This is a genomic window from Janibacter terrae (assembly GCF_039636765.1).
In the GTDB taxonomy this organism is placed as follows: domain Bacteria; phylum Actinomycetota; class Actinomycetes; order Actinomycetales; family Dermatophilaceae; genus Janibacter; species Janibacter terrae.
Genome location: NZ_CP144167.1, coordinates 2,667,073 through 2,684,940, shown reverse-complemented (window position 1 = coordinate 2,684,940; position 17,868 = coordinate 2,667,073). Strand labels below are relative to the sequence as shown.

General features: G+C 71.4%; 20 protein-coding genes. 14 read left to right on the top strand and 6 right to left on the bottom strand.

Annotated features, from left to right (window positions below):
* Positions 1-2 precede the first annotated feature (2 nt).
* Positions 3-671: a lysoplasmalogenase family protein gene (locus V3C34_RS13260; protein ID WP_345913682.1), complete on the bottom strand. Its 669-nt coding sequence runs from the start codon at positions 669-671 to the stop codon at positions 3-5.
* Positions 668-1,714, bottom strand: a complete 1,047-nt coding sequence (locus tag V3C34_RS13255) for an agmatine deiminase family protein (RefSeq protein WP_068322891.1) — start codon at positions 1,712-1,714, stop codon at positions 668-670. Before V3C34_RS13255 ends, V3C34_RS13260 begins: the two co-directional genes overlap by 4 nt.
* A 78-nt stretch (positions 1,715-1,792) precedes the next feature.
* Between V3C34_RS13255 and V3C34_RS13250 the strand changes: the two genes are divergently transcribed.
* The 4 genes from V3C34_RS13250 to V3C34_RS13235 are packed head-to-tail and all read left to right on the top strand — an operon-like array spanning position 1,793 to position 4,528.
* A complete protein-coding gene (locus V3C34_RS13250) occupies positions 1,793-2,047 on the top strand; it encodes a DUF3046 domain-containing protein (protein WP_082807434.1) in 255 nt (84 codons plus the stop codon).
* Positions 2,044-2,976: an ABC transporter ATP-binding protein gene (locus V3C34_RS13245; protein WP_346007361.1), complete on the top strand. Its 933-nt coding sequence runs from the start codon at positions 2,044-2,046 to the stop codon at positions 2,974-2,976. The genes V3C34_RS13250 and V3C34_RS13245 overlap by 4 nt, the downstream gene beginning before the upstream one ends.
* A complete protein-coding gene (locus tag V3C34_RS13240; RefSeq protein ID WP_068423425.1) occupies positions 2,976-3,743 on the top strand; it encodes an ABC transporter permease in 768 nt (255 codons plus the stop codon). The genes V3C34_RS13245 and V3C34_RS13240 overlap by 1 nt, the downstream gene beginning before the upstream one ends.
* Positions 3,740-4,528 (top strand): ABC transporter permease, encoded by a 789-nt coding sequence (locus tag V3C34_RS13235; protein WP_068423427.1) that lies wholly within the window; start codon positions 3,740-3,742, stop codon positions 4,526-4,528. The genes V3C34_RS13240 and V3C34_RS13235 overlap by 4 nt, the downstream gene beginning before the upstream one ends.
* Before the next feature lie 11 nt (positions 4,529-4,539).
* Here the strand turns inward: V3C34_RS13235 and V3C34_RS13230 are convergent, their stop codons facing one another.
* Positions 4,540-5,769, bottom strand: a complete 1,230-nt coding sequence (locus V3C34_RS13230; protein ID WP_338537901.1) for an acetyl-CoA hydrolase/transferase family protein — start codon at positions 5,767-5,769, stop codon at positions 4,540-4,542.
* Positions 5,770-6,005: 236 nt separating this feature from the next.
* On the opposite strand from V3C34_RS13230, the gene recA reads away from it, so the two are divergent.
* Positions 6,006-7,076, top strand: coding sequence for a recombinase RecA (gene recA / locus V3C34_RS13225; RefSeq protein ID WP_338537902.1), 1,071 nt, complete (start codon positions 6,006-6,008; stop codon positions 7,074-7,076).
* An 8-nt stretch (positions 7,077-7,084) separates the two neighbouring features.
* The gene (locus V3C34_RS13220) at positions 7,085-7,687 is read left to right on the top strand and encodes a regulatory protein RecX (protein ID WP_345913679.1); all 603 of its coding nucleotides are present in this window, start codon (positions 7,085-7,087) and stop codon (positions 7,685-7,687) included.
* Here V3C34_RS13220 and V3C34_RS13215 read toward each other — a convergent pair.
* Positions 7,644-8,339, bottom strand: a complete 696-nt coding sequence (locus tag V3C34_RS13215; RefSeq protein WP_068423431.1) for an FMN-binding negative transcriptional regulator — start codon at positions 8,337-8,339, stop codon at positions 7,644-7,646. The two genes, V3C34_RS13220 and V3C34_RS13215, sit on opposite strands and share 44 nt — an antisense overlap.
* 120 nt (positions 8,340-8,459) lie before the next feature.
* Between V3C34_RS13215 and V3C34_RS13210 the strand changes: the two genes are divergently transcribed.
* The 4 genes from V3C34_RS13210 to miaB are packed head-to-tail and all read left to right on the top strand — an operon-like array spanning position 8,460 to position 13,368.
* Entirely contained in the window at positions 8,460-10,010 is a 1,551-nt protein-coding gene (locus V3C34_RS13210; protein WP_082817131.1) for a circularly permuted type 2 ATP-grasp protein, read from the top strand.
* Positions 10,010-10,930, top strand: a complete 921-nt coding sequence (locus tag V3C34_RS13205) for an alpha-E domain-containing protein (protein ID WP_346007360.1) — start codon at positions 10,010-10,012, stop codon at positions 10,928-10,930. The genes V3C34_RS13210 and V3C34_RS13205 overlap by 1 nt, the downstream gene beginning before the upstream one ends.
* The gene (locus V3C34_RS13200) at positions 10,927-11,775 is read left to right on the top strand and encodes a transglutaminase family protein (protein ID WP_068322914.1); all 849 of its coding nucleotides are present in this window, start codon (positions 10,927-10,929) and stop codon (positions 11,773-11,775) included. The genes V3C34_RS13205 and V3C34_RS13200 overlap by 4 nt, the downstream gene beginning before the upstream one ends.
* Before the next feature lie 54 nt (positions 11,776-11,829).
* A complete protein-coding gene (gene miaB / locus V3C34_RS13195) occupies positions 11,830-13,368 on the top strand; it encodes a tRNA (N6-isopentenyl adenosine(37)-C2)-methylthiotransferase MiaB (RefSeq protein WP_068322917.1) in 1,539 nt (512 codons plus the stop codon).
* A gap of 84 nt (positions 13,369-13,452) precedes the next feature.
* Here the strand turns inward: miaB and V3C34_RS13190 are convergent, their stop codons facing one another.
* Both V3C34_RS13190 and V3C34_RS13185 read right to left on the bottom strand, forming a co-directional pair.
* Positions 13,453-14,262 (bottom strand): DUF2382 domain-containing protein, encoded by an 810-nt coding sequence (locus V3C34_RS13190; protein WP_068322920.1) that lies wholly within the window; start codon positions 14,260-14,262, stop codon positions 13,453-13,455.
* 138 nt (positions 14,263-14,400) lie between these two features.
* Entirely contained in the window at positions 14,401-14,580 is a 180-nt protein-coding gene (locus tag V3C34_RS13185; protein ID WP_068322922.1) for a hypothetical protein, read from the bottom strand.
* A gap of 200 nt (positions 14,581-14,780) precedes the next feature.
* On the opposite strand from V3C34_RS13185, the gene V3C34_RS13180 reads away from it, so the two are divergent.
* The 4 genes from V3C34_RS13180 to dapF all read left to right on the top strand — a co-directional run bounded on the left by V3C34_RS13180 (position 14,781) and on the right by dapF (position 17,824).
* Positions 14,781-15,326: a YceI family protein gene (locus V3C34_RS13180; protein WP_346007359.1), complete on the top strand. Its 546-nt coding sequence runs from the start codon at positions 14,781-14,783 to the stop codon at positions 15,324-15,326.
* Between the two features lie 112 nt (positions 15,327-15,438).
* Entirely contained in the window at positions 15,439-16,038 is a 600-nt protein-coding gene (gene def / locus V3C34_RS13175; RefSeq protein ID WP_068322927.1) for a peptide deformylase, read from the top strand.
* Positions 16,038-16,958: a tRNA (adenosine(37)-N6)-dimethylallyltransferase MiaA gene (gene miaA, locus V3C34_RS13170; protein ID WP_346008568.1), complete on the top strand. Its 921-nt coding sequence runs from the start codon at positions 16,038-16,040 to the stop codon at positions 16,956-16,958. The genes def and miaA overlap by 1 nt, the downstream gene beginning before the upstream one ends.
* Complete coding sequence (gene dapF / locus V3C34_RS13165; protein WP_068322933.1) at positions 16,955-17,824, top strand: diaminopimelate epimerase; 870 nt, start codon at positions 16,955-16,957, stop codon at positions 17,822-17,824. Before miaA ends, dapF begins: the two co-directional genes overlap by 4 nt.
* Positions 17,825-17,868: the final 44 nt, after the last annotated feature.

Here is a 17,868-nt window from a genome sequence, read left to right as displayed (position 1 = left end):
TATCAGGGGGTGACCTCGTCGCGCAGCCCGTGGACGAGCAGCGCCAGCGCCGCCGTGTAGGTCGAGAGGATCACGCCGGATGAGATCGCCTGTGCCCGAGGGGACGTCGCGAACCGCTGCCCGACGATGATCGCGGCGTCGGAGACGAGGAAGAGCGCCCCGCCGAGGGCCACGGCCCGCCCGGTGCGTGCGCGGCCACCGTCGCCCAAGGCCAGCGCCGACATCGAGCCGAGCAGGAGACCGTAGCCCGTGAGCACCGCGTCGGGAGCCCCTCCGTCGGAGTCGAGGACGGCGAGCCCAGCCAGGGTGGTCGCCGCGACGCCCACCGGCACCCGTCGGGGCCGTGCGCCGTCCCGCACGAGCAGGGCGACGAGGCCGGCCTGCTGCACGGCGAAGGCGCTCGCGCCCCGCCGCATCATCGCCCGTGACAGCTCGCCCTCGGTCCGGCTCGAGCGGTACATGTACCAGTCCCCGACGGTGGAGCCGACGAGCGCGATGAGCAGGGTGCCGGTGCGGCGGGGGCTGCGCCCGGACCGGGTCGAGAGCACCCCGGCTGCGAGCGTCGGGGCGAGCGCCAGCTTGCTCACGAGGTGGGCGCGGTCGCGACCGAGCACGTCGGCCGCGGTCGTCGCCACGGCGAGCGGGAGGTAGCCGAGCAGGTCGGGCCTCACGAGGACTCCGGCTGCTGCTGGGTGATGCAGTGGATGCCGCCACCGCGGTCGAAGAGCGGGCGGGCATCGACGCCGACGACCTCGCGGCCCGGGTAGACCTCGCGCAGGATCTCGAGCGCCCGCTCGTCGTGCGGGTCGTCGAAGACGCAGGCCACGACCCCGCCGTTGCACACCAGGTGGTTGACGTAGGACCAGTCGACCGGTCCCTCGTCGTCCGTGAGCGTCCGGGGCGCAGGGATGCGCGTGACCTCCAGCCGGCGTCCGGCGGAGTCGGTCGCCGCGAGCAGCGCCTGCTCGATCTCGCGGCTCACCGCGTGGTCCGGGTGCGACTCGTCCTCCTGCCAGTGCAGCAGCACGTGCCCCGGTTCGGTGAAGGTCGCGACGATGTCGACGTGCCCGCGCGTCCCGAGCTCGTCGTAGTCGCGCGTCAGGCCCCGCGACAGCCAGATGAAGGTGTCCACGCCGAGCAGCCGGCCGACCTCGGCCTCGATGTCCCCCTTCGTCGCCCCCGGGTTGCGACCCGGGTCGAGCTGCACGGTCTCGGTGAGCAGGACGGTGCCCTCCCCGTCCACGTGCAGCCCGCCCCCTTCGTTCACGATCGACGAAGGGAGGTGGTGCGCGCCCGCGGCGTCGGCCACCTGCGCGGCGATCCGGGCGTCGAGGTCCCACGTCGCCCAGTCCTGCCCGCCCCACCCGTTGAAGACCCAGTCCACGCCACCGAGCTCGCCGTCGGGGGAGAGGACGAAGCTCGGCCCGATGTCGCGCATCCACGCGTCGTCGAGGTCGGCGATGACGATGTCGATGGGGTGCGCGGTGTCGTTGCGCAGGTACTCGCGGCACAGGTGGATGTCGCTCGGCGACACGACCATCGTCACCGGCTCGAAGCCGGCCACCGCCCGCGCGACCGCGGCCCACGTCCGCCGGGCGCGCTCCACCTCGTCGGGGGTGTCGCCCAGGGTGTAGCCGTTGCTCGGCCACGCCATCCACGTGCGCTCGTGCTCGGTCCACTCGGCGGGCATCCGCCACGGGATCGTCTCGCCCATCGGGCGACCTCCTTGGTCGTCGTGGCTGCAGTATGCCGCGCCGCACCGACGGCCGCCGGACACACCTACACTCGCCGGGTGCGCCTGAGTCACTTCTGGACCCTCATGGAGGACGAGTTCGGGGAGGGGTATGCCCACACCCTCGCCCGCGGGCACGTCGTCCAGGCGCTCGGTGACCGCACGGTCGAGCGCGCGCTCGCCGACGGTGAGCCGCCCCGCCGGGTGTGGGAGAGCCTGTGCGAGGACCTGTCTATCCCGCCCCACCGCCGCCTCGGGCTCGACCGGGAGCCGATGGAGGTCCCGCCGGAGATCGCGAACGAGAGGCCGGAGTGAGCGTGCTGCTGAGCGCGCGCGGCCTGACCAAGACCTTCGGTGACTTCACGGCCGTCGACGGCATCGACATCGAGGTGCGGCGGGGGGAGTCCTTCGGGTTCCTCGGTCCCAACGGCGCCGGCAAGTCCTCGACGATGAAGATGGTCGCCGCCACCTCTCCGCCGAGCGCCGGCGAGCTGCGCATCCTCGGCCTCGACCCGGTGACCAACGGCGCCGCGATCCGGGCCCGCCTGGGCAACTGCCCGCAGCAGGACAACCTCGACGAGGAGATCACCGTCGAGGAGAACCTCTACGTCTACGGGCGCTACTTCGGGTTGCCGCGCCGGGTGATCCGCGAGCGGATCGACGAGCTGCTCGACTTCGCCCAGCTCACCGAGCGGCGCAAGGACAAGGTCGAGCCCCTGTCGGGTGGCATGAAGCGACGCCTGACCATCGCCCGCTCGCTCATCAACGAGCCGGAGATCCTGCTCCTCGACGAGCCGACGACCGGTCTGGACCCCCAGGCGCGGCACGTCCTGTGGGACAAGCTCTTCCGGCTCAAGCGCCAGGGCGTCACGCTCATCATCACGACGCACTACATGGACGAGGCCGAGCAGCTGTGCGACCGGCTCGTCGTCATGGACCGCGGTCGCATCGTCGCCGAGGGCTCTCCGCGCTCGCTCATCGGGTCCTACTCGACGCGCGAGGTGCTCGAGCTGCGCCTGCCGCTGGACGAGCAGGCGGACCACGCCGACGCGGCGCACCTCGTCGAGGGCGTCGGCGAGCGCGTCGAGGCACTGCCGGACCGCCTCCTCGTCTACACCGACCACGGTGACGCGGCCCTCGAGGCCGTCCACGACCGCGGCCTGCAGCCGCTCAGCGCGATCGTGCGCCGCTCCACGCTCGAGGACGTCTTCCTCCACCTCACCGGCCGCACCCTCGTCGACTGATGCTCGGCCGCGTCGGCGCCGTCGCGGGGTACTTCCTCGTCGTCTACCGGCGCACCTGGATGGGCTCGCTCTTCTCGCGCTTCGTCTCGCCGCTGCTCTTCCTGCTCGCGATCGGGCTCGGCCTCGGATCCCTCGTGGACGCGTCGTCCGGGGGAGTGGACGGCGTCTCCTACCTGCTCTTCGTCGCGCCGGGCATGGTCGCGGTGCAGGCGATGATGACGGCGGTCGGTGAGTCGACCTACCCCGTCTACGGGCTCTTCACGTGGAACCGCATGTACCACTCGATGCTCGCCACGCCCCTCACGGTGAGCGACCTGCTCCTCGGGCACCTGACGGTCATCGCCGTGCAGGGTGGCCTCGCTGCGGCGGCCTTCGTCCTCGTCGCCTCGTTCTTCGGCAGCTTCGCGTCCTGGTGGGTCCTGCTCGCGGTGCCCATCGGGGTCCTCGTGACCCTCGCCTTCGCCGTCCCGCTCTTCGGCTTCACCGCCCGGGCGAAGGGGGACTCCTCCTTCAACATCGTCTACCGCCTCGTCATCACCCCGCTCATGCTCTTCTCGGGCGTCTTCTTCCCGGTCGACCGCCTCCCCTTCGTCCTCGAGATCCTGGCCTGGGCTACCCCGCTGTGGCACGGGGTCGAGCTGGTGCGCTCGTCCGCCCACGGGAGCTTCGCCCCCTTCGACCTCGTGCACCTGCTCGTGCTGCTCGCCTTCGTCGCCCTCGGGTGGGTCTACGCCCGGTCCGGCATGACCCGGCGGTTGGTGACATGACGACCGGTGTCCTCACGCCCGGCCTGGCCATGTGGCGCGCCGTCGTGGAGCGCAACGTCGTGACCTTCCGACGGCAGTGGATCGCCTTCGTCACCGGCTTCGCCGAGCCGGTCTTCTACCTCTTCTCGCTCGGCATCGGCGTCGGGTCGCTCGTCCCCTTCGTCATGACCGACGGCGGGACACAGGTCTCCTACGCGGCCTTCGTCGCCCCGGCGATGCTCGCCAGCTCGGCGATGAACGGCGCGGTCATGGACTCGACCTTCAACGTCTTCTTCAAGCTCAGGTACGCGCGGATCTACGACGCGATGCTCGCGACCCCTCTCGGGCCGCGGGACATCGCCGTCGGGGAGGTCGTCTGGAGCCTCGTCCGCGGCGGGGTCTACGCACTCGTCTTCTACCTCGTGGCGCTCGCGGTGGGCGTCGTCGAGTCCTGGTGGTCGGTGCTCGCGGTGCCGGCGGCGGTCTTCATCGGCCTCGCGTTCTCCGCGGTCGGCATGTACGCGACGACCTTCATGCGTTCCTGGGTCGACTTCGACTGGGTCATGCTCGTCATCCAGCCGCTCTTCCTGCTCTCGGCGACCTTCTTCCCGCTCGCGACCTACCCGGGCTGGGCGCAGCCGGTCGTCATGGCTACCCCGCTCTACCACGGCGTCGCGCTCGAGCGCGGCCTCATGCTCGGCGAGGTGGGGTGGGGCCTGCTCTGGCACGTCGCCTACCTGCTCGTGCTGGGCGTGGTCGGCATCTGGGCCACCTCCCGCCGCATCGAGACCCTCCTGCGCGCCTAGGAGCGAAGGGGTCACGCCAGACCGAGCTCCGCGGCCTCCTCCCACAGCTCCTCGCGCACGCGGGGGTGGGCGGCCTGCTCGATGAGCGCCCGGGCCTGGTCCCGCTCGGAGTGGCCGAAGAGCGGGGCGGTGCCCTGCTCGGTGACGATCGCGGTGGCCTGGAAGGAGGTCACCGGCTCGTCGACGAGCGGCACGATCGTGCTGACGTCGGCGCGCGGGTGCCACGAGCGCAGCGCGAGGAAGGCCTGCCCGCCGGGGGAGTGCAGCGCGCCGACGATGAAGTCGGTCTGCCCGCCGAAGCCGCTGTGGATGCGGGCGCCGAGCCGGGAGGCGTTGGCCTGCCCGAAGAGGTCGACCTGGAGCGCCGTGTTGATCGAGGTCATCGAGCGCTGCCGCGCGATGAGCCCGGGGTCGTTGGTGCGCTCGGTGCGGGCCATCTGCACCCGTGGGTTGCCGTCGACCCAGGCGTAGAGCTCGGGGGAGCCGAAGATGAAGGACGTGGTGAGGGGGTGGTCCGGGTCGAGTGCGCCGGCCGCGTCGAGGGCCAGCACGCCGTCGGAGAACATCTCCGTCCACAGCCGCAGCTCGCGGTGCTCGGTGAGCGCGGCGAGCGCCGCGTCGGGGACGGCCCCGATGCCCATCTGCAGGGTGGCGCCGTCGGGGACCATCGCGGCGACGCGGCGGCCGATGGCGCTCGTCTCCTCCCCGAGGGGCGCACCGGCGGTGGGCGAAGGGAGCGGCTCGCTCACCTCGACCGCGAGGTCGACGTGGTCGAGCGGGACCCGCGCGTCACCGTGGGTGTAGGGCATCCGGTCGTTGACCATCGCGACGACGAGCCCGCCGCGCTCGCGGCAGGCCTCGATGGCGCCGGGCAGGAGGTTGACCTCGAGGCCGAGGGAGAGGTGCCCCTCGCGCGGAGGAGCGCAGTGCACGAGGACGCAGTCGACGGGGAGCCGGTCGCGGTAGAGGACCGGGACGAGCGAGAGGCGGCTCGGCACGTACCGCAGCCCGGCGCGGCGCCGCTGCCCGGGCCCGACGAAGCTCGTCTCGAGCGTCACGCCCGCGCGGTCGGGGAGGCCGGCCGGGCCGTTGAGCATGTTGAGCGTGTAGGTCTCGAGGGTCGCGTCGAGCAGGTGCACGAGCGCCCACGGGACGCTGTGGTTGCCGGAGACGACGACCCGCGGGTCGTCGGGCAGGGCGGTCAGGGCGCGGGCGAGGGCCTCGGGGGTGACGGTCTGCACGTCCTCATCCTGTCGTGACGGCGTGTCGGCGCGCCACCTCCCACCCTCGAACACCTGTACGGGTAACGTCGTCCACAGGTGCCCATCCGGCAGCCGCGGTGTCCACAGCCCCACGGCAGCTGCGGACGGTTGTCGGTGGTGGCTCCTAGCGTCTGACCAGACAGCACGAGACGTCCGACTGTGTGGGAACTGGTCGCCGGTGGACGCGCCCGACACGATGACAAGGAAGGTGTGGCATGGCTGAGGTCACCGCCATCGACAGCAAGCTCCACGAGCAGAAGCTCAAGTCCCTCGACAACGTCATGGGGCAGATCGAGAAGGCCCACGGCAAGGGCGCGGTGATGCGCCTGGGCGACGACGTGCGCCCCCCGATCGCGGTCATCCCGACCGGCGCGATCGCCCTGGACGTCGCCCTCGGCATCGGCGGCCTGCCCCGTGGCCGAGTCGTCGAGATCTACGGCCCGGAGTCCTCCGGAAAGACGACGGTCGCCCTGCACGCGGTCGCCAACGCCCAGCGAGGTGGGGGCATCGCGGCGTTCATCGACGCCGAGCACGCCCTCGACCCCGAGTACGCCAAGAAGCTGGGTGTCGACACCGACGCCCTCCTCGTCAGCCAGCCGGACACCGGTGAGCAGGCGCTCGAGATCGCCGACATGCTCATCCGCTCCGGCGCGCTCGACGTCATCGTCATCGACTCCGTCGCGGCGCTCGTGCCCCGCGCCGAGATCGAGGGCGAGATGGGTGACAGCCACGTCGGTCTGCAGGCCCGTCTCATGAGCCAGGCGCTGCGCAAGATCACCGGCGCGCTCAACACCTCCGGCACGACCGCGATCTTCATCAACCAGCTCCGCGAGAAGATCGGCGTCATGTTCGGCTCGCCCGAGACCACCACGGGTGGCAAGGCGCTGAAGTTCTACGCCTCCGTCCGCCTGGACGTGCGCCGCATCGAGACCCTCAAGGACGGCACCGACCCGGTCGGCAACCGCACCCGGGTCAAGGTCGTGAAGAACAAGGTCTCCCCGCCCTTCAAGCAGGCGGAGTTCGACATCCTCTACGGCCAGGGCATCTCCCGCGAGGGCGGCCTGATCGACATGGGCGTCGAGCACGGCTTCGTCCGCAAGGCCGGAGCCTGGTACACGTACGAGGGCGACCAGCTGGGTCAGGGCAAGGAAAATGCCCGCAAGTTCCTCAAGGACAACCCGCAGCTCGGCGAGGAGATCGAGGCCAAGATCAAGACCAAGCTCGGCATCGGGGTCGTTCCCGTCGAGGAGGCCGACGAGCCGGCCGAGGTCCCGGTCGACTTCTGAGCCGCGACATGAGCACTGACGAGGGAGCCGCCGCGCGCACGCTCGAGGGCCTGCGTGCGGCGGTCTCCGCCGTCGAGCGCGGTGCCGCCCCGCCGCCGGACCCCGCGGGCCGGGAGAGCGACTCCGACGCCGACCCGTACGCGGTGGCCCGCGCCGTCGTCCTGCGCCTGCTGACCGGTTCGCCCAAGTCGCGCGCCGAGCTGGAGAAGGCCTTGCGCCGCAAGGGCTGCCCCGACGACGTCGCGGCGGATGTGCTCGATCGCTTCGAGCAGGTGGGCCTCGTCGACGACGAGGCCTACGCCCAGGCCTTCGTGCGCTCCAAGCAGGCCGGTCGCGGTCTGGCGAAGCGCGCGCTCTCCCACGAGCTGCGCAGGAAGGGGGTCGACGACGAGCTCGCCCAGGCGGTGCTCGACGAGGTCGACCCGGAGGACGAGCGGGCCCGCGCCCATGAGCTCGTCGCGAAGAAGCTGCGCTCCATGCACGGCCTGGACCGCACCGTGCAGGCTCGGCGCCTCGCCGGGATGCTCGCCCGCAAGGGCTACGGCAGCGAGGTCGCGCGCCTGGTCATCAACGAGGCGCTCGACGCGCAGCCGGAGCACCAGCGCGACTAGTTCCGCCGGGCGGCCGGCTCATCCACTCGACGAGCAGGTCCGGGTTCGACCCGGCGCCCGGGCCGGGGCCGTCGGCCGCGACGCCGTCGCGGGCCCCGAGGCGGTCGGGGTCGCTCTTGTGCGCCGAGACCTTGAACTTCCCGGTCACCCGGCGCACGGGGATGCGGATCCCGACGACATGGGCCAGCTGCTCGTCCACGTACCCGGGCGGTGCCATGCCCATCCGCCACGGCTCCTCGCGTCCCGCCTCCATGTGGGACGTCAGCCTCGCGACCGCCGTCCGCACCCACCGCGGGTCGTCGTGCACCTCCAGCGGACCCCAGGCGTGGACGGCGACGTAGTTCCACGTCGGCACCGTGCGGTGGTGCTCGGCCTTGCTCGGGTACCAGGTGGGGGAGATGTAGTGGTCCGTGGCGCGGAAGACGGCGAGGGACTCCCCTTCGTGCCGTCCGACCTGCCACACCGGGTTGGCGCGCGCCACGTGCCCGATGAGCTCGATGCCGGACGCGGTCCGCTGCGCGAGCAGGGGGATGAGGTCGACCTCCGGGGAGGTGCCGTCGTGGGTGACGAGCGAGGCGAGCGGGTGCTGGGCGATGACGTCGAGCACCAGGTCCTCGTCGTTGACCCGGTCGTGGTCGGGGAGGTAGGGCATGGCGCGAGTCTGGCACCGCGCTACGACCGCGTGGCACCACCCGCTCGTGCGTAGGGTGGGCGCGTGACCGTCAACGACTCTCTCTTCGGGACCTACGCACCCAGTGCGGCATGGGACGAGATGCTCGGCGAAGGGGGCGAGCCCCGCCCGCCGTACAAGCCGATCCACCACACGCTGCGCTCGATGGAGCCGCAGGAGCTGAAGGACCGTGCGGACGCCCTCGCCCGGATGTTCTTCGACCAGGGGGTCACGTTCGACCACGCCGGCGAGGAACGCCCCTTCCCCCTCGACGCCGTCCCTCGGGTCATCGACGCGGACGCCTGGCAGGCGGTCGAGCAGGGCGTCGCGCAGCGCGTCAAGGTCCTCGAGGCCTTCCTCGACGACATCTACAGCCGCACCGGCGGGCTGCCCCGGGCGGTCGAGGACGGCATCGTCCCGTGGAAGCTCATCGCCACGTCGAGCCACTACCACCGTGCGGTGACCGGTCTGCGACCGCCGGGTGGGGTGCGCGCGCACGTGAGCGGCATCGACCTCATCCGCGACGAGGAGGGGACCTTCCGCGTCCTCGAGGACAACGTCCGCGTCCCCTCCGGCGTCTCCTACGTCATCGCCAACCGCCGCGCGATGACCAACGTCTTCCCCGAGGCCTTCGCGACGATGCGGATCCGGCCCGTGCACGACTACCCGCGCATGCTCCTGCACGCGCTGCGCGCCTCGGCGCCCGAAGGGAGGGTCGACCCGACCGTCGTCGTGCTCACCCCCGGCGTCTACAACAGCGCGTACTTCGAGCACACGCTGCTCGCCCGGATGATGGGCGTGGAGCTCGTCGAGGGGCGTGACCTCGTCGTGCGCGGCGGCGAGGTGCGCATGCGCACGACGCACGGGGAGGAGCGCGTCGACGTCATCTACCGGCGCATCGACGACGACTTCCTCGACCCGGTGCACTTCCGGCGCGACTCGATGCTCGGCGTGACAGGACTGGTCTCCGCCGTCCGCGCGGGGCGCGTGACGCTGGCCAACGCGATCGGCAACGGCGTCGCCGACGACAAGCTCGTCTACTCCTACGTCCCGGAGCTCACGCGGTACTACCTCGACGAGGACCCGATCCTGCCCAATGTCGACACCTACCGGCTCCAGGAGCCCGAGGCCCTGCGGGAGGTGCTCGGCCGGCTCGACGAGATGGTGACCAAGCCGGTGGACGGATCCGGTGGCAAGGGCCTCGTCATCGGACCCGCGGCCAGCGGCGCCGAGCTCGACGAGCTGCGGGCCAAGCTGCTCGAGGACCCGCGCGGGTGGATCGCCCAGCCGGTGGTCCAGCTGTCGACCGTGCCGACGCTCATCGACGGGCAGCTGCGCCCGCGCCACGTCGACCTGCGCCCCTTCGCCGTCAACGACGGCACCGACGTGCAGGTCCTCCCCGGTGGCCTGACCCGCGTCGCCCTGCCCGAGGGCCAGCTCGTCGTCAACTCCAGCCAGGGGGGTGGCTCCAAGGACACCTGGGTGCTCGCCGGACGCTACAACCGGCTGCCGCACGACGTCGACGAGCGCGAGGTCATCTTCCTCGGTACCGGGACGGGCACGCACGAGCGCGACGACGGCCCTGTCCCGCAGTCGCAGTCCCAGTCCCAGTACCAGGGCCAGTCGCAGGACCCGAGCGAGGAGGACGTCTGATGCTGAGCCGGATCGCTGACTCCCTCTTCTGGATCGGTCGCTACATCGAGCGCGCCGACGGGACCGCGCGCATCGTCGACGTGCTGCGCCTGCAGCTCCTCGAGGACCCCGCGGCGGACGAGCAGACCGCGTGCACGATGGTGCTGCGCGGGATCATGGGCTACGACGACGTCGGCGAGGTCGACTACGCCGACACCAGCCGCATGCTCGTCTTCGACGCGGGCAACCCCAACGCCGTCTCGGGCTCGTGGCACGCCGCGCGCGAAAACGCCCGGCGTGCCCGCGAAACCGTCTCCACCGAGATGTGGGAGGCGATCAACACGACCTACCACCGGTGGAACTCCTTCACCCCGGGACCCGCGACGCAGTACCACCTCGGGTGGGTGCGCGAGCGCTCCGCGCTGCTCGACGGCCTCACCGACACGACGATGAGCCACGACGACGCCTGGGACTTCCTCGTCCTCGGCCGGGCGCTCGAGCGTGCCGACATGACCGCCCGTCTCGTCGCGACGGGCGCCAGCGACCTGGGCCCCGGCTGGGGGCAGGTCCTCGCCAGCTGCGGCGCGCAGCAGGCGATGCTGCGCACGATGCGTGGCGTCGTCACCGACCGCACCGCGGCCGCCTTCCTGACGCTCGACCGGCGCTTCCCGCGCTCGGTCATCGCGGCGCTCAAGGAGGCGGAGGAGCGGCTGATCAACCTCTCGCCCGACAAGGACCGGGTCGGCTTCTCCGACGAGGGCCGCCGCATCCTCGGGCAGATCCGCACCTCGCTGGAGTTCAGCAACCCGGACACGGTGCTGCACGACCTGCCGGAGCGGATGCAACTGGTGCAGGAGGCCGTCATGGCCGCCTCGGACGCGATCAGGGCGCGCTACTTCTTGTCCGCGCCGGTCCAGGAGTGGATGGGAGAGGTCGTATGAGCAGCAGGCGCCACCGCATCGTCCACCGCACGACGATGCGCTACGAGGGCGAGGTCACCGCCGCGCACAACGAGCTGCGCATGATCCCGGTGAGCGAGCCGGGCCAGGCGACGCTCGAGGCGCGCGTGCGCGTCAAGCCCCTCACCTGGAGCCACGTCTACGAGGACCACTGGGGTACCCAGGTCATGGCGATGGAGTCCCAGACCGGCCACGAGGTGCTCGAGATCGAGGCCACGAGCACCGTCGAGCGCTCCGAGCTGCCCGTCCAGGCCGACGCCGTCGGCTGGGCCGCGGTCAGGGACGCGACGACCTGCGACCGGTTGAGCGAGTTCCTCGCGCAGACCGGCCGGACCGCGCCGCCCGAGGAGGTCGTCGCCCTCGCACAGGAGCGCGTGGAGGACCCGACCCCGCGAGCCGCCGGGCTCGCCATCGTCGAGCGGCTGCGCGAGCGCCTCACCTACGAGAGCGGCATCACCGGCTGGCAGTCGACGGCCGCCGACGTCTGGGCCGGCGGCAAGGGCGTGTGCCAGGACTTCGCCCACGTGACCCTCGGCGCCCTGCGGTCGGCCGGGATCCCCGCCCGCTACGTGAGCGGGTACCTGACGGCCGAGGACACGGACGTCCAGCGCGGCACGACGGTGCCCGCGCGCAACCACGCGTGGATCGAGCTGTGGGACGGCGGCTGGCACGCGCTCGACCCGACCAACACCGGGCCGGTCGGGCTGGACCACGTCGTCATCGGCCGCGGCCGCGACTACGACGACGTCTCGCCCTTCCGCGGCATCTTCGTCGGCCCCCCGGTCAGCGACCTCGACATCGAGATCACCTACACCCGGCTGGGGTGAGGCGCGGACGCAGGGGGAGGGCACCCCCTTCGTCCGACGTACCCTTGACGGGCCATGACTGCGACGCCCAAGACCTATGACGTGCGCACCCACGGGTGCCAGATGAACGTGCACGACTCCGAGCGCCTGGCCGGCCTCCTCGAGACGGCCGGCTATGTCGACATCGCGAGCCTGCCGCGCCACGAGCGCGGCGAGGTCGCCGACGTCGTCGTGTTCAACACCTGCGCGGTGCGGGAGAACGCCGACAACAAGCTCTACGGCAACCTCGGCCAGCTCCGCCCGTTCAAGCAGCGCAACCCCGACCTGCAGATCGCCGTCGGCGGCTGCATGGCGCAGAAGGACCGCACGACCATCGTCGAGCGGGCGCCCTGGGTCGACGTCGTGTTCGGCACCCACAACATCGGCTCGCTGCCCGCCCTGCTCGACCGCGCCCGCCACAACGCGCAGGCGCAGGTCGAGATCCTCGAGTCGCTGGAGACCTTCCCCTCGACGCTGCCGACGCGGCGCGACTCCGCCTACTCGGGGTGGACGTCGATCTCGGTCGGCTGCAACAACACCTGCACCTTCTGCATCGTACCCGCGCTGCGCGGCAAGGAGAAGGACCGCCGTCCCGGCGAGGTCCTCGCCGAGGTCGAGGCGCTCGTCGCCCAGGGCGTCCTCGAGGTGACCCTGCTCGGGCAGAACGTCAACAGCTACGGCGTCGAGTTCGGTGACAAGCTCGCCTTCGGCAAGCTGCTGCGCGCCTGCGGCGACATCGAGGGCCTGGAGCGGGTGCGCTTCACCAGCCCGCACCCGGCCGCGTTCACCGATGACGTCATCGAGGCGATGGCCGAGACGCCCAATGTCATGCCGAGCCTGCACATGCCGCTGCAGTCCGGCTCCGACCGCGTGCTGAGGGCGATGCGGCGCAGCTACCGCTCCGAGCGCTTCCTCGGGATCATCGAGCGGGTCCGCGACCGGATCCCCGACGCGGCGATCACGACCGACATCATCGTCGGCTTCCCGGGGGAGACGGAGTCGGACTTCGAGGAGACCCTGCGGGTCGTGCGCGAGTCGCGCTTCAGCTCCGCCTTCACCTTCCAGTACTCGATCCGCCCCGGGACACCGGCCGCGACGATGGCCGACCAGGTGCCCAAGGAGGTCGTCCAGGAGCGCTACGAGCGGCTCGTCGCGCTCCAGGAGGAGATCTCCTGGGCGGGCAACCGCGAGCAGGAGGGGCGCGAGCTCGAGGTGCTCGTCGCGACGGGGGAGGGACGCAAGGACCGCGAGACCGCCCGTCTGAGCGGTCGCGCCCCCGACAACCGCCTGGTGCACTTCGCGGTCCCCGAGGACCTGCCCGAGGTCGGGCGCCCGCGCCCCGGCGACATGGTCACGGTGGGCGTCACCTACGGCGCCCCGCACCACCTCGTCGCCGACTCCGCCCTGTCCGGCGGCACCTTCAGCGTCCGCCGCACGAAGGGGGGCGACGCATGGGCCGCCCTCCAGGACAAGGGCGTCGAGGGTGCCGTCGCCAAGCCCGGCGTCTCGCTCGGCATGCCGCGCATCGGGGCTCCGGAGCCCGTGGAGGCCAACGGGCCCGCCTGCAGCGCCTGATCCGCCCGAGCAGGACCACGACCGAGCACGACGAAGGGGGTCGGTCACCGTCACGGTGACCGACCCCCTTCGGGCTGGGACGGGTCAGACGCGACGGTCGTCCGGGACGTCGTCGACGCCCTCGGTCTCGATGCGCTCCTTGCGCACCGTGCCGCTCACCTGCTCCTCGTCCGTGACGGTCTCCTTCTCGAGGCGGACGCGCTCGACGGGGACGGTCTCCTTCTCGACCACGGGGCGCTCCTCGTGGAGGGTGACCTCGTGCTCCTCCTCGGAGATACCGGGGCCGTCGAGGGCGTCGCCGCGATTGGCGTCGGTGATCGGCTCGCGCTCGACGCGGACCTCCTCGCGGGTGACGGGGACGGTGACCTGCTGCTCCTCGGTGACGACGTACTTGCGCAGACGGGCACGGCCGGTCTCGCGGCGCTCGGTCCCCACGTCGAGCCGCTCCTCGGAACGGGTCATCGCGTCGTCGGTCGTGGGTCCGGAGGTGTCGTGGCCGACGACGCGCTCACCGGTCTCGTCGTCCAGGTCCCGGCCGCCACGGCCCTCGGCCACACCGGCGACGGGTGCGCCGGTGGTGCCCGTCCTGCCGTAGTGCGCGAAGAGACGCTCCTCCTCCTCGGGCTCGAGGTGCCCGTCGTCCTCGACGTTGGGTGCGTCCTTGACCTGGTCCTTCGTGTACGGCACCCGCAGTCCCTCGTCCGTCTGCTGCGCGTCGGTCAGCGGCACGAAGCTCGAGCGGGTCCCGAAGAGCCCGGTCCTGACGGTGATCCAGTCCGGGCGCCCGGTCTGGTCGTCCAGGTACACCTGCCCGACGCTCCCGATCTTCTCCCCGTCGGAGCCGTGGACGTCCCGCCCGCTGATTTGGTCGATGGCGTTGTGGTCGATGCTCATGTTCCGTTCCTCTCGTGGTCGTGTCGACGGCCGGGGTTCGGCCGGAGGCACCACTGGCTTACCCCTGCCGAGGGAGCCAAAACACGACGAAGGGGGTCGATCGCCGTGGTGATCGACCCCCTTCGCGTCAGAGCGGTCTCACTCGCCGATCTTGCCGTCGAGGAACTCCCTGCCCTGGTCGCTCTTGTCGGCGTCAACGCCCTTGCCCTCGGCGAACTCGCCGGCCTTGTCGAGGCCCTGGTCGCTGTGCTCCTCGACCTTGTCGCTGTGCTCACCGAGCGCGTCGGTGGCCTGGCCCTTCAGATCGTCGAACCCCATGGCGTTCTCCTTCTGTGTCGGCATGCCCGGTACGGGCCGTGGCACCACACAAGCACGACATCTCTGGCGCTTCAACGGGAACGGGCGTACGGTCGTGAGTGGTTGAAAAACGAATAGTTGACACAACAAGCAAAAGGTCCTAACGTATGTCGTGTTCCAACCGCCTCCCGGACCACGGCACCACCACCAAGGAGATCCACATGACCGACCTGAACATCCCCGCCGGTACCTACGCCATCGACCCGAGCCACACCGAGGTGAGCTTCGTCGCCCGCCACGCGATGGTCACCAAGGTCCGCGGCTACTTCCGCGACCTGGAGGGCACCATCACCGTCGCCGAGGACCTGGGCGCCTCCAGCGCGACGGCCACGATGAAGACCGCTTCCGTCGACACCGGCAGCGCCGACCGTGATGGCCACCTGAAGTCGGCCGACTTCTTCGACGTCGAGACCAACCCGGAGATCACCTTCGTCTCCACCGGCGTGCAGAACGCCTCGGGCAACAGCTTCGACCTCGTCGGCGACCTGACGATCAAGGGCGTCACCAAGCCGGTCACCCTGAAGGCCGAGTACGACGGCACCGCCCAGGACCCCTTCGGCAACGTCCGTGTCGGCTTCACCGCCCAGACGGTCGTCGAGCGCGAGGACTGGGGCCTCACCTGGAACGCCGCGCTCGAGACCGGCGGCGTGCTCGTCTCCAAGAAGATCACCCTCAACCTCGAGGTCTCGGCCATCAAGCAGGTCTGAGCCTCGACCCCGGGCTCGTAGCGCCCGCCACCCCCGCGGAGCCGGGACCGGTACCCCCTGACCGGTCCCGGCTCCGTCATGCCCGTCCCGCGGGCCAAATAGGATGCCGCCCATGACGATCCGCCCCATCACCATCACGGGTGAACCGGTCCTGCACACGCGCGCCCAGCCGGTCACCGAGTTCGACGCCGAGCTGCGCACCCTCGTCGAGGACATGTACGAGACCCAGGAGGCCGCGCACGGCGTCGGTCTGGCAGCGCCGCAGATCGGGGTCGGGCTGCGGGTCTTCACCTGGAGCATGGCCAACGACGACGGCGTGCCGACCCTCGGTCACGTCATCAACCCCTATGTCAAGGCAGCCAAGCCCGCCGTCGGCGAGCCCGACCGCGACAACGAGTCCGAGGGCTGCCTCTCCGTGCCCGGCTACTCCTTCCCGCTGCGCCGCGGTGAGAGCGCCGAGGTGAGCGGCTACGACTGGGACGGTAACGAGATCGCCTTCACCGCCACCGGATGGTTCGCCCGCTGCATGCAGCACGAGTACGACCACCTCAACGGCTTCCTCTACGTCGACCGGCTGGGCGAGAAGTGGAAGAAGAAGGCCCGCAAGGCCGTCAGGGCCGAGGGCTGGGGCGTCCCCGGCCACACGTGGATGCCGGGCGAGGTCCCGGACCCCTTCGGTCACGACGACGAGCAGGACGACGAGCAGGAGTGATCCCGCAGGTCATCGCCGTCGTCGGCGCCACCGCGACCGGCAAGTCGGACCTGGCGCTCGACCTCGCCGAGCGGCTGGGTGGCGAGGTTGTCAACGCCGACGCGATGCAGCTCTACCGCGGCATGGACATCGGCACCAACAAGTTGCCTCCCGCTGAGCGCCGTGGGATCCCGCACCACCTCCTCGACGTCCTCGAGGTCACCGACGAGGCGACCCTCGCAGACTTCCAGTCCCGTGCCGAGGCAGCGACCGGCGATGTGCTCGCGCGCGGTCGGGTGCCGGTGCTCGCCGGCGGCTCCGGCCTGTACGTGCGCGCGGCCCTGGATCACCTCGACATCCCGCCGACGGACCCGGTCGTGCGCGCGCGGCTCGAGGCGCAGGCGCAGGACGAAGGGGGGAGCGACGCCCTGCGTCGACGCCTGCGCGAGCTCGACCCCGCGGCCGCGGCTGCCATCGAGCCCAACAACATCCGCCGGATCGTCCGAGCACTCGAGGTCGTCGAGATCACCGGCCGTCCCTTCTCGGCGACGGCGCCCACGAAGCGGTACCGACGCCCTTCGCTCGTCATCGGTCTGCGTGACGACCGGGACGCGCTGACCCGCCGGATCGAGCGGCGCGCCCGCGCGATGTGGGAGGGCGGGTTGCTCGACGAGGTGCGCCGGCTGGACGCTGCCGGGCTGCGCGGCGGCCGGACCGCCTCGCGGGCGATCGGCTACGCGCAGGCACTCGGTCAGCTCGACGGGCGCTGGGGCGCGGAGCAGGCGATCAGGGACACCGCGCAGGCCACCCGGCGGTACGCCCGACGGCAGGAGTCGTGGTGGCGGCCCGACCCGCGCCCCGTGTGGTTGGACGCCGCCGCGCCGGACCTCGCGGACGCGGCGCTGGAGCTCACCCGCCGTCCGACACAATGGGTCCCATGAACCTGCCTTTCACCAAGGGCCACGGCACCGAGAACGACTTCGTGCTCGTCCCCGACCTCGACGGCGAGCTCGAGCTCACCCCGACGCAGGTCGCGCTGCTCGCCGACCGCCAGGCCGGGATCGGCGGTGACGGCGTCATCCGCATCGTGCGCACGGCGGCGGCCGCGGAGGAGGACGTCCGCGCGCTGGCCGACCGGGCCGAGTGGTTCATGGACTACCGCAACGCCGACGGGTCGCTGGCCCAGATGTGCGGCAACGGCACGCGGGTCTTCGCGACCTGGCTGCGCCGCGAGGGACTGGTCGGCGAGGAGCTGACGATCGCCACCCGAGCAGGCATCCGCCGGATCCGTTTCGAGGGCGACGAGGTCGTCACCCACATGGGGACCTGGCGCTTCGTCGACGAGGCCAAGGCGCAGGCGCAGGGGTTCGACTCCCTCGTCCACGTCGAGGAGGCCGAGGACATCACCGAGCCGTACTCCGCGCTCTCGCTCGACCTCGGCAACCCGCACACCGTCGTGGCGCTGCCGGAGAACGTCAACCTCAACGGCCTCCGCCTGCGCCAGCCGCCGAAGGTCAACCCGGTCCCGCCCGAGGGCAGCAACGTCGAGTTCGTCCGGGTCCTCGGCCCGGGCCACGTCTCGATGCGCGTCCACGAGCGCGGCGTCGGGGAGACCCGCTCCTGCGGCACCGGCGTGTGCGCCGCCGCGATCGGGCTCGCCTTCTGGTCCGGCGACGTCGACGCCCCGGGGCAGGTGCAGGTCGAGGTGCCCGGCGGGACGCTGCGGGTGCGCCTGCTGCCCGGCCGTGAGGTGGAGCTCGCCGGTCCTGCCGTGCTCGTCGCCGACGGGACGACGACGCTCGTCTGAGGCGCTCCCCTTCTCGGCTCAGCCCGTCGCGGGTGGATGGCGCC

Bases quoted from the DNA above. Each gene is read 5' to 3' on its own strand.
- recA (WP_338537902.1), top strand. From the start codon at position 6,006: ATGGCTGAGGTCACCGCCATCGACAGCAAGCTCCACGAGCAGAAGCTC.
- V3C34_RS13220 (WP_345913679.1), top strand. From the start codon at position 7,085: ATGAGCACTGACGAGGGAGCCGCCGCGCGCACGCTCGAGGGCCTGCGT.
- V3C34_RS13255 (WP_068322891.1), bottom strand. From the start codon at position 1,714: ATGGGCGAGACGATCCCGTGGCGGATGCCCGCCGAGTGGACCGAGCAC.
- def (WP_068322927.1), top strand. From the start codon at position 15,439: ATGACGATCCGCCCCATCACCATCACGGGTGAACCGGTCCTGCACACG.
- V3C34_RS13200 (WP_068322914.1), top strand. From the start codon at position 10,927: ATGAGCAGCAGGCGCCACCGCATCGTCCACCGCACGACGATGCGCTAC.
- V3C34_RS13190 (WP_068322920.1), bottom strand. From the start codon at position 14,262: ATGAGCATCGACCACAACGCCATCGACCAAATCAGCGGGCGGGACGTC.
- V3C34_RS13215 (WP_068423431.1), bottom strand. From the start codon at position 8,339: ATGCCCTACCTCCCCGACCACGACCGGGTCAACGACGAGGACCTGGTG.
- dapF (WP_068322933.1), top strand. From the start codon at position 16,955: ATGAACCTGCCTTTCACCAAGGGCCACGGCACCGAGAACGACTTCGTG.
- V3C34_RS13235 (WP_068423427.1), top strand. From the start codon at position 3,740: ATGACGACCGGTGTCCTCACGCCCGGCCTGGCCATGTGGCGCGCCGTC.
- V3C34_RS13205 (WP_346007360.1), top strand. From the start codon at position 10,010: ATGCTGAGCCGGATCGCTGACTCCCTCTTCTGGATCGGTCGCTACATC.
- V3C34_RS13240 (WP_068423425.1), top strand. From the start codon at position 2,976: ATGCTCGGCCGCGTCGGCGCCGTCGCGGGGTACTTCCTCGTCGTCTAC.
- V3C34_RS13180 (WP_346007359.1), top strand. From the start codon at position 14,781: ATGACCGACCTGAACATCCCCGCCGGTACCTACGCCATCGACCCGAGC.
- V3C34_RS13210 (WP_082817131.1), top strand. From the start codon at position 8,460: ATGCTCGGCGAAGGGGGCGAGCCCCGCCCGCCGTACAAGCCGATCCAC.
- miaB (WP_068322917.1), top strand. From the start codon at position 11,830: ATGACTGCGACGCCCAAGACCTATGACGTGCGCACCCACGGGTGCCAG.
- V3C34_RS13185 (WP_068322922.1), bottom strand. From the start codon at position 14,580: ATGGGGTTCGACGATCTGAAGGGCCAGGCCACCGACGCGCTCGGTGAG.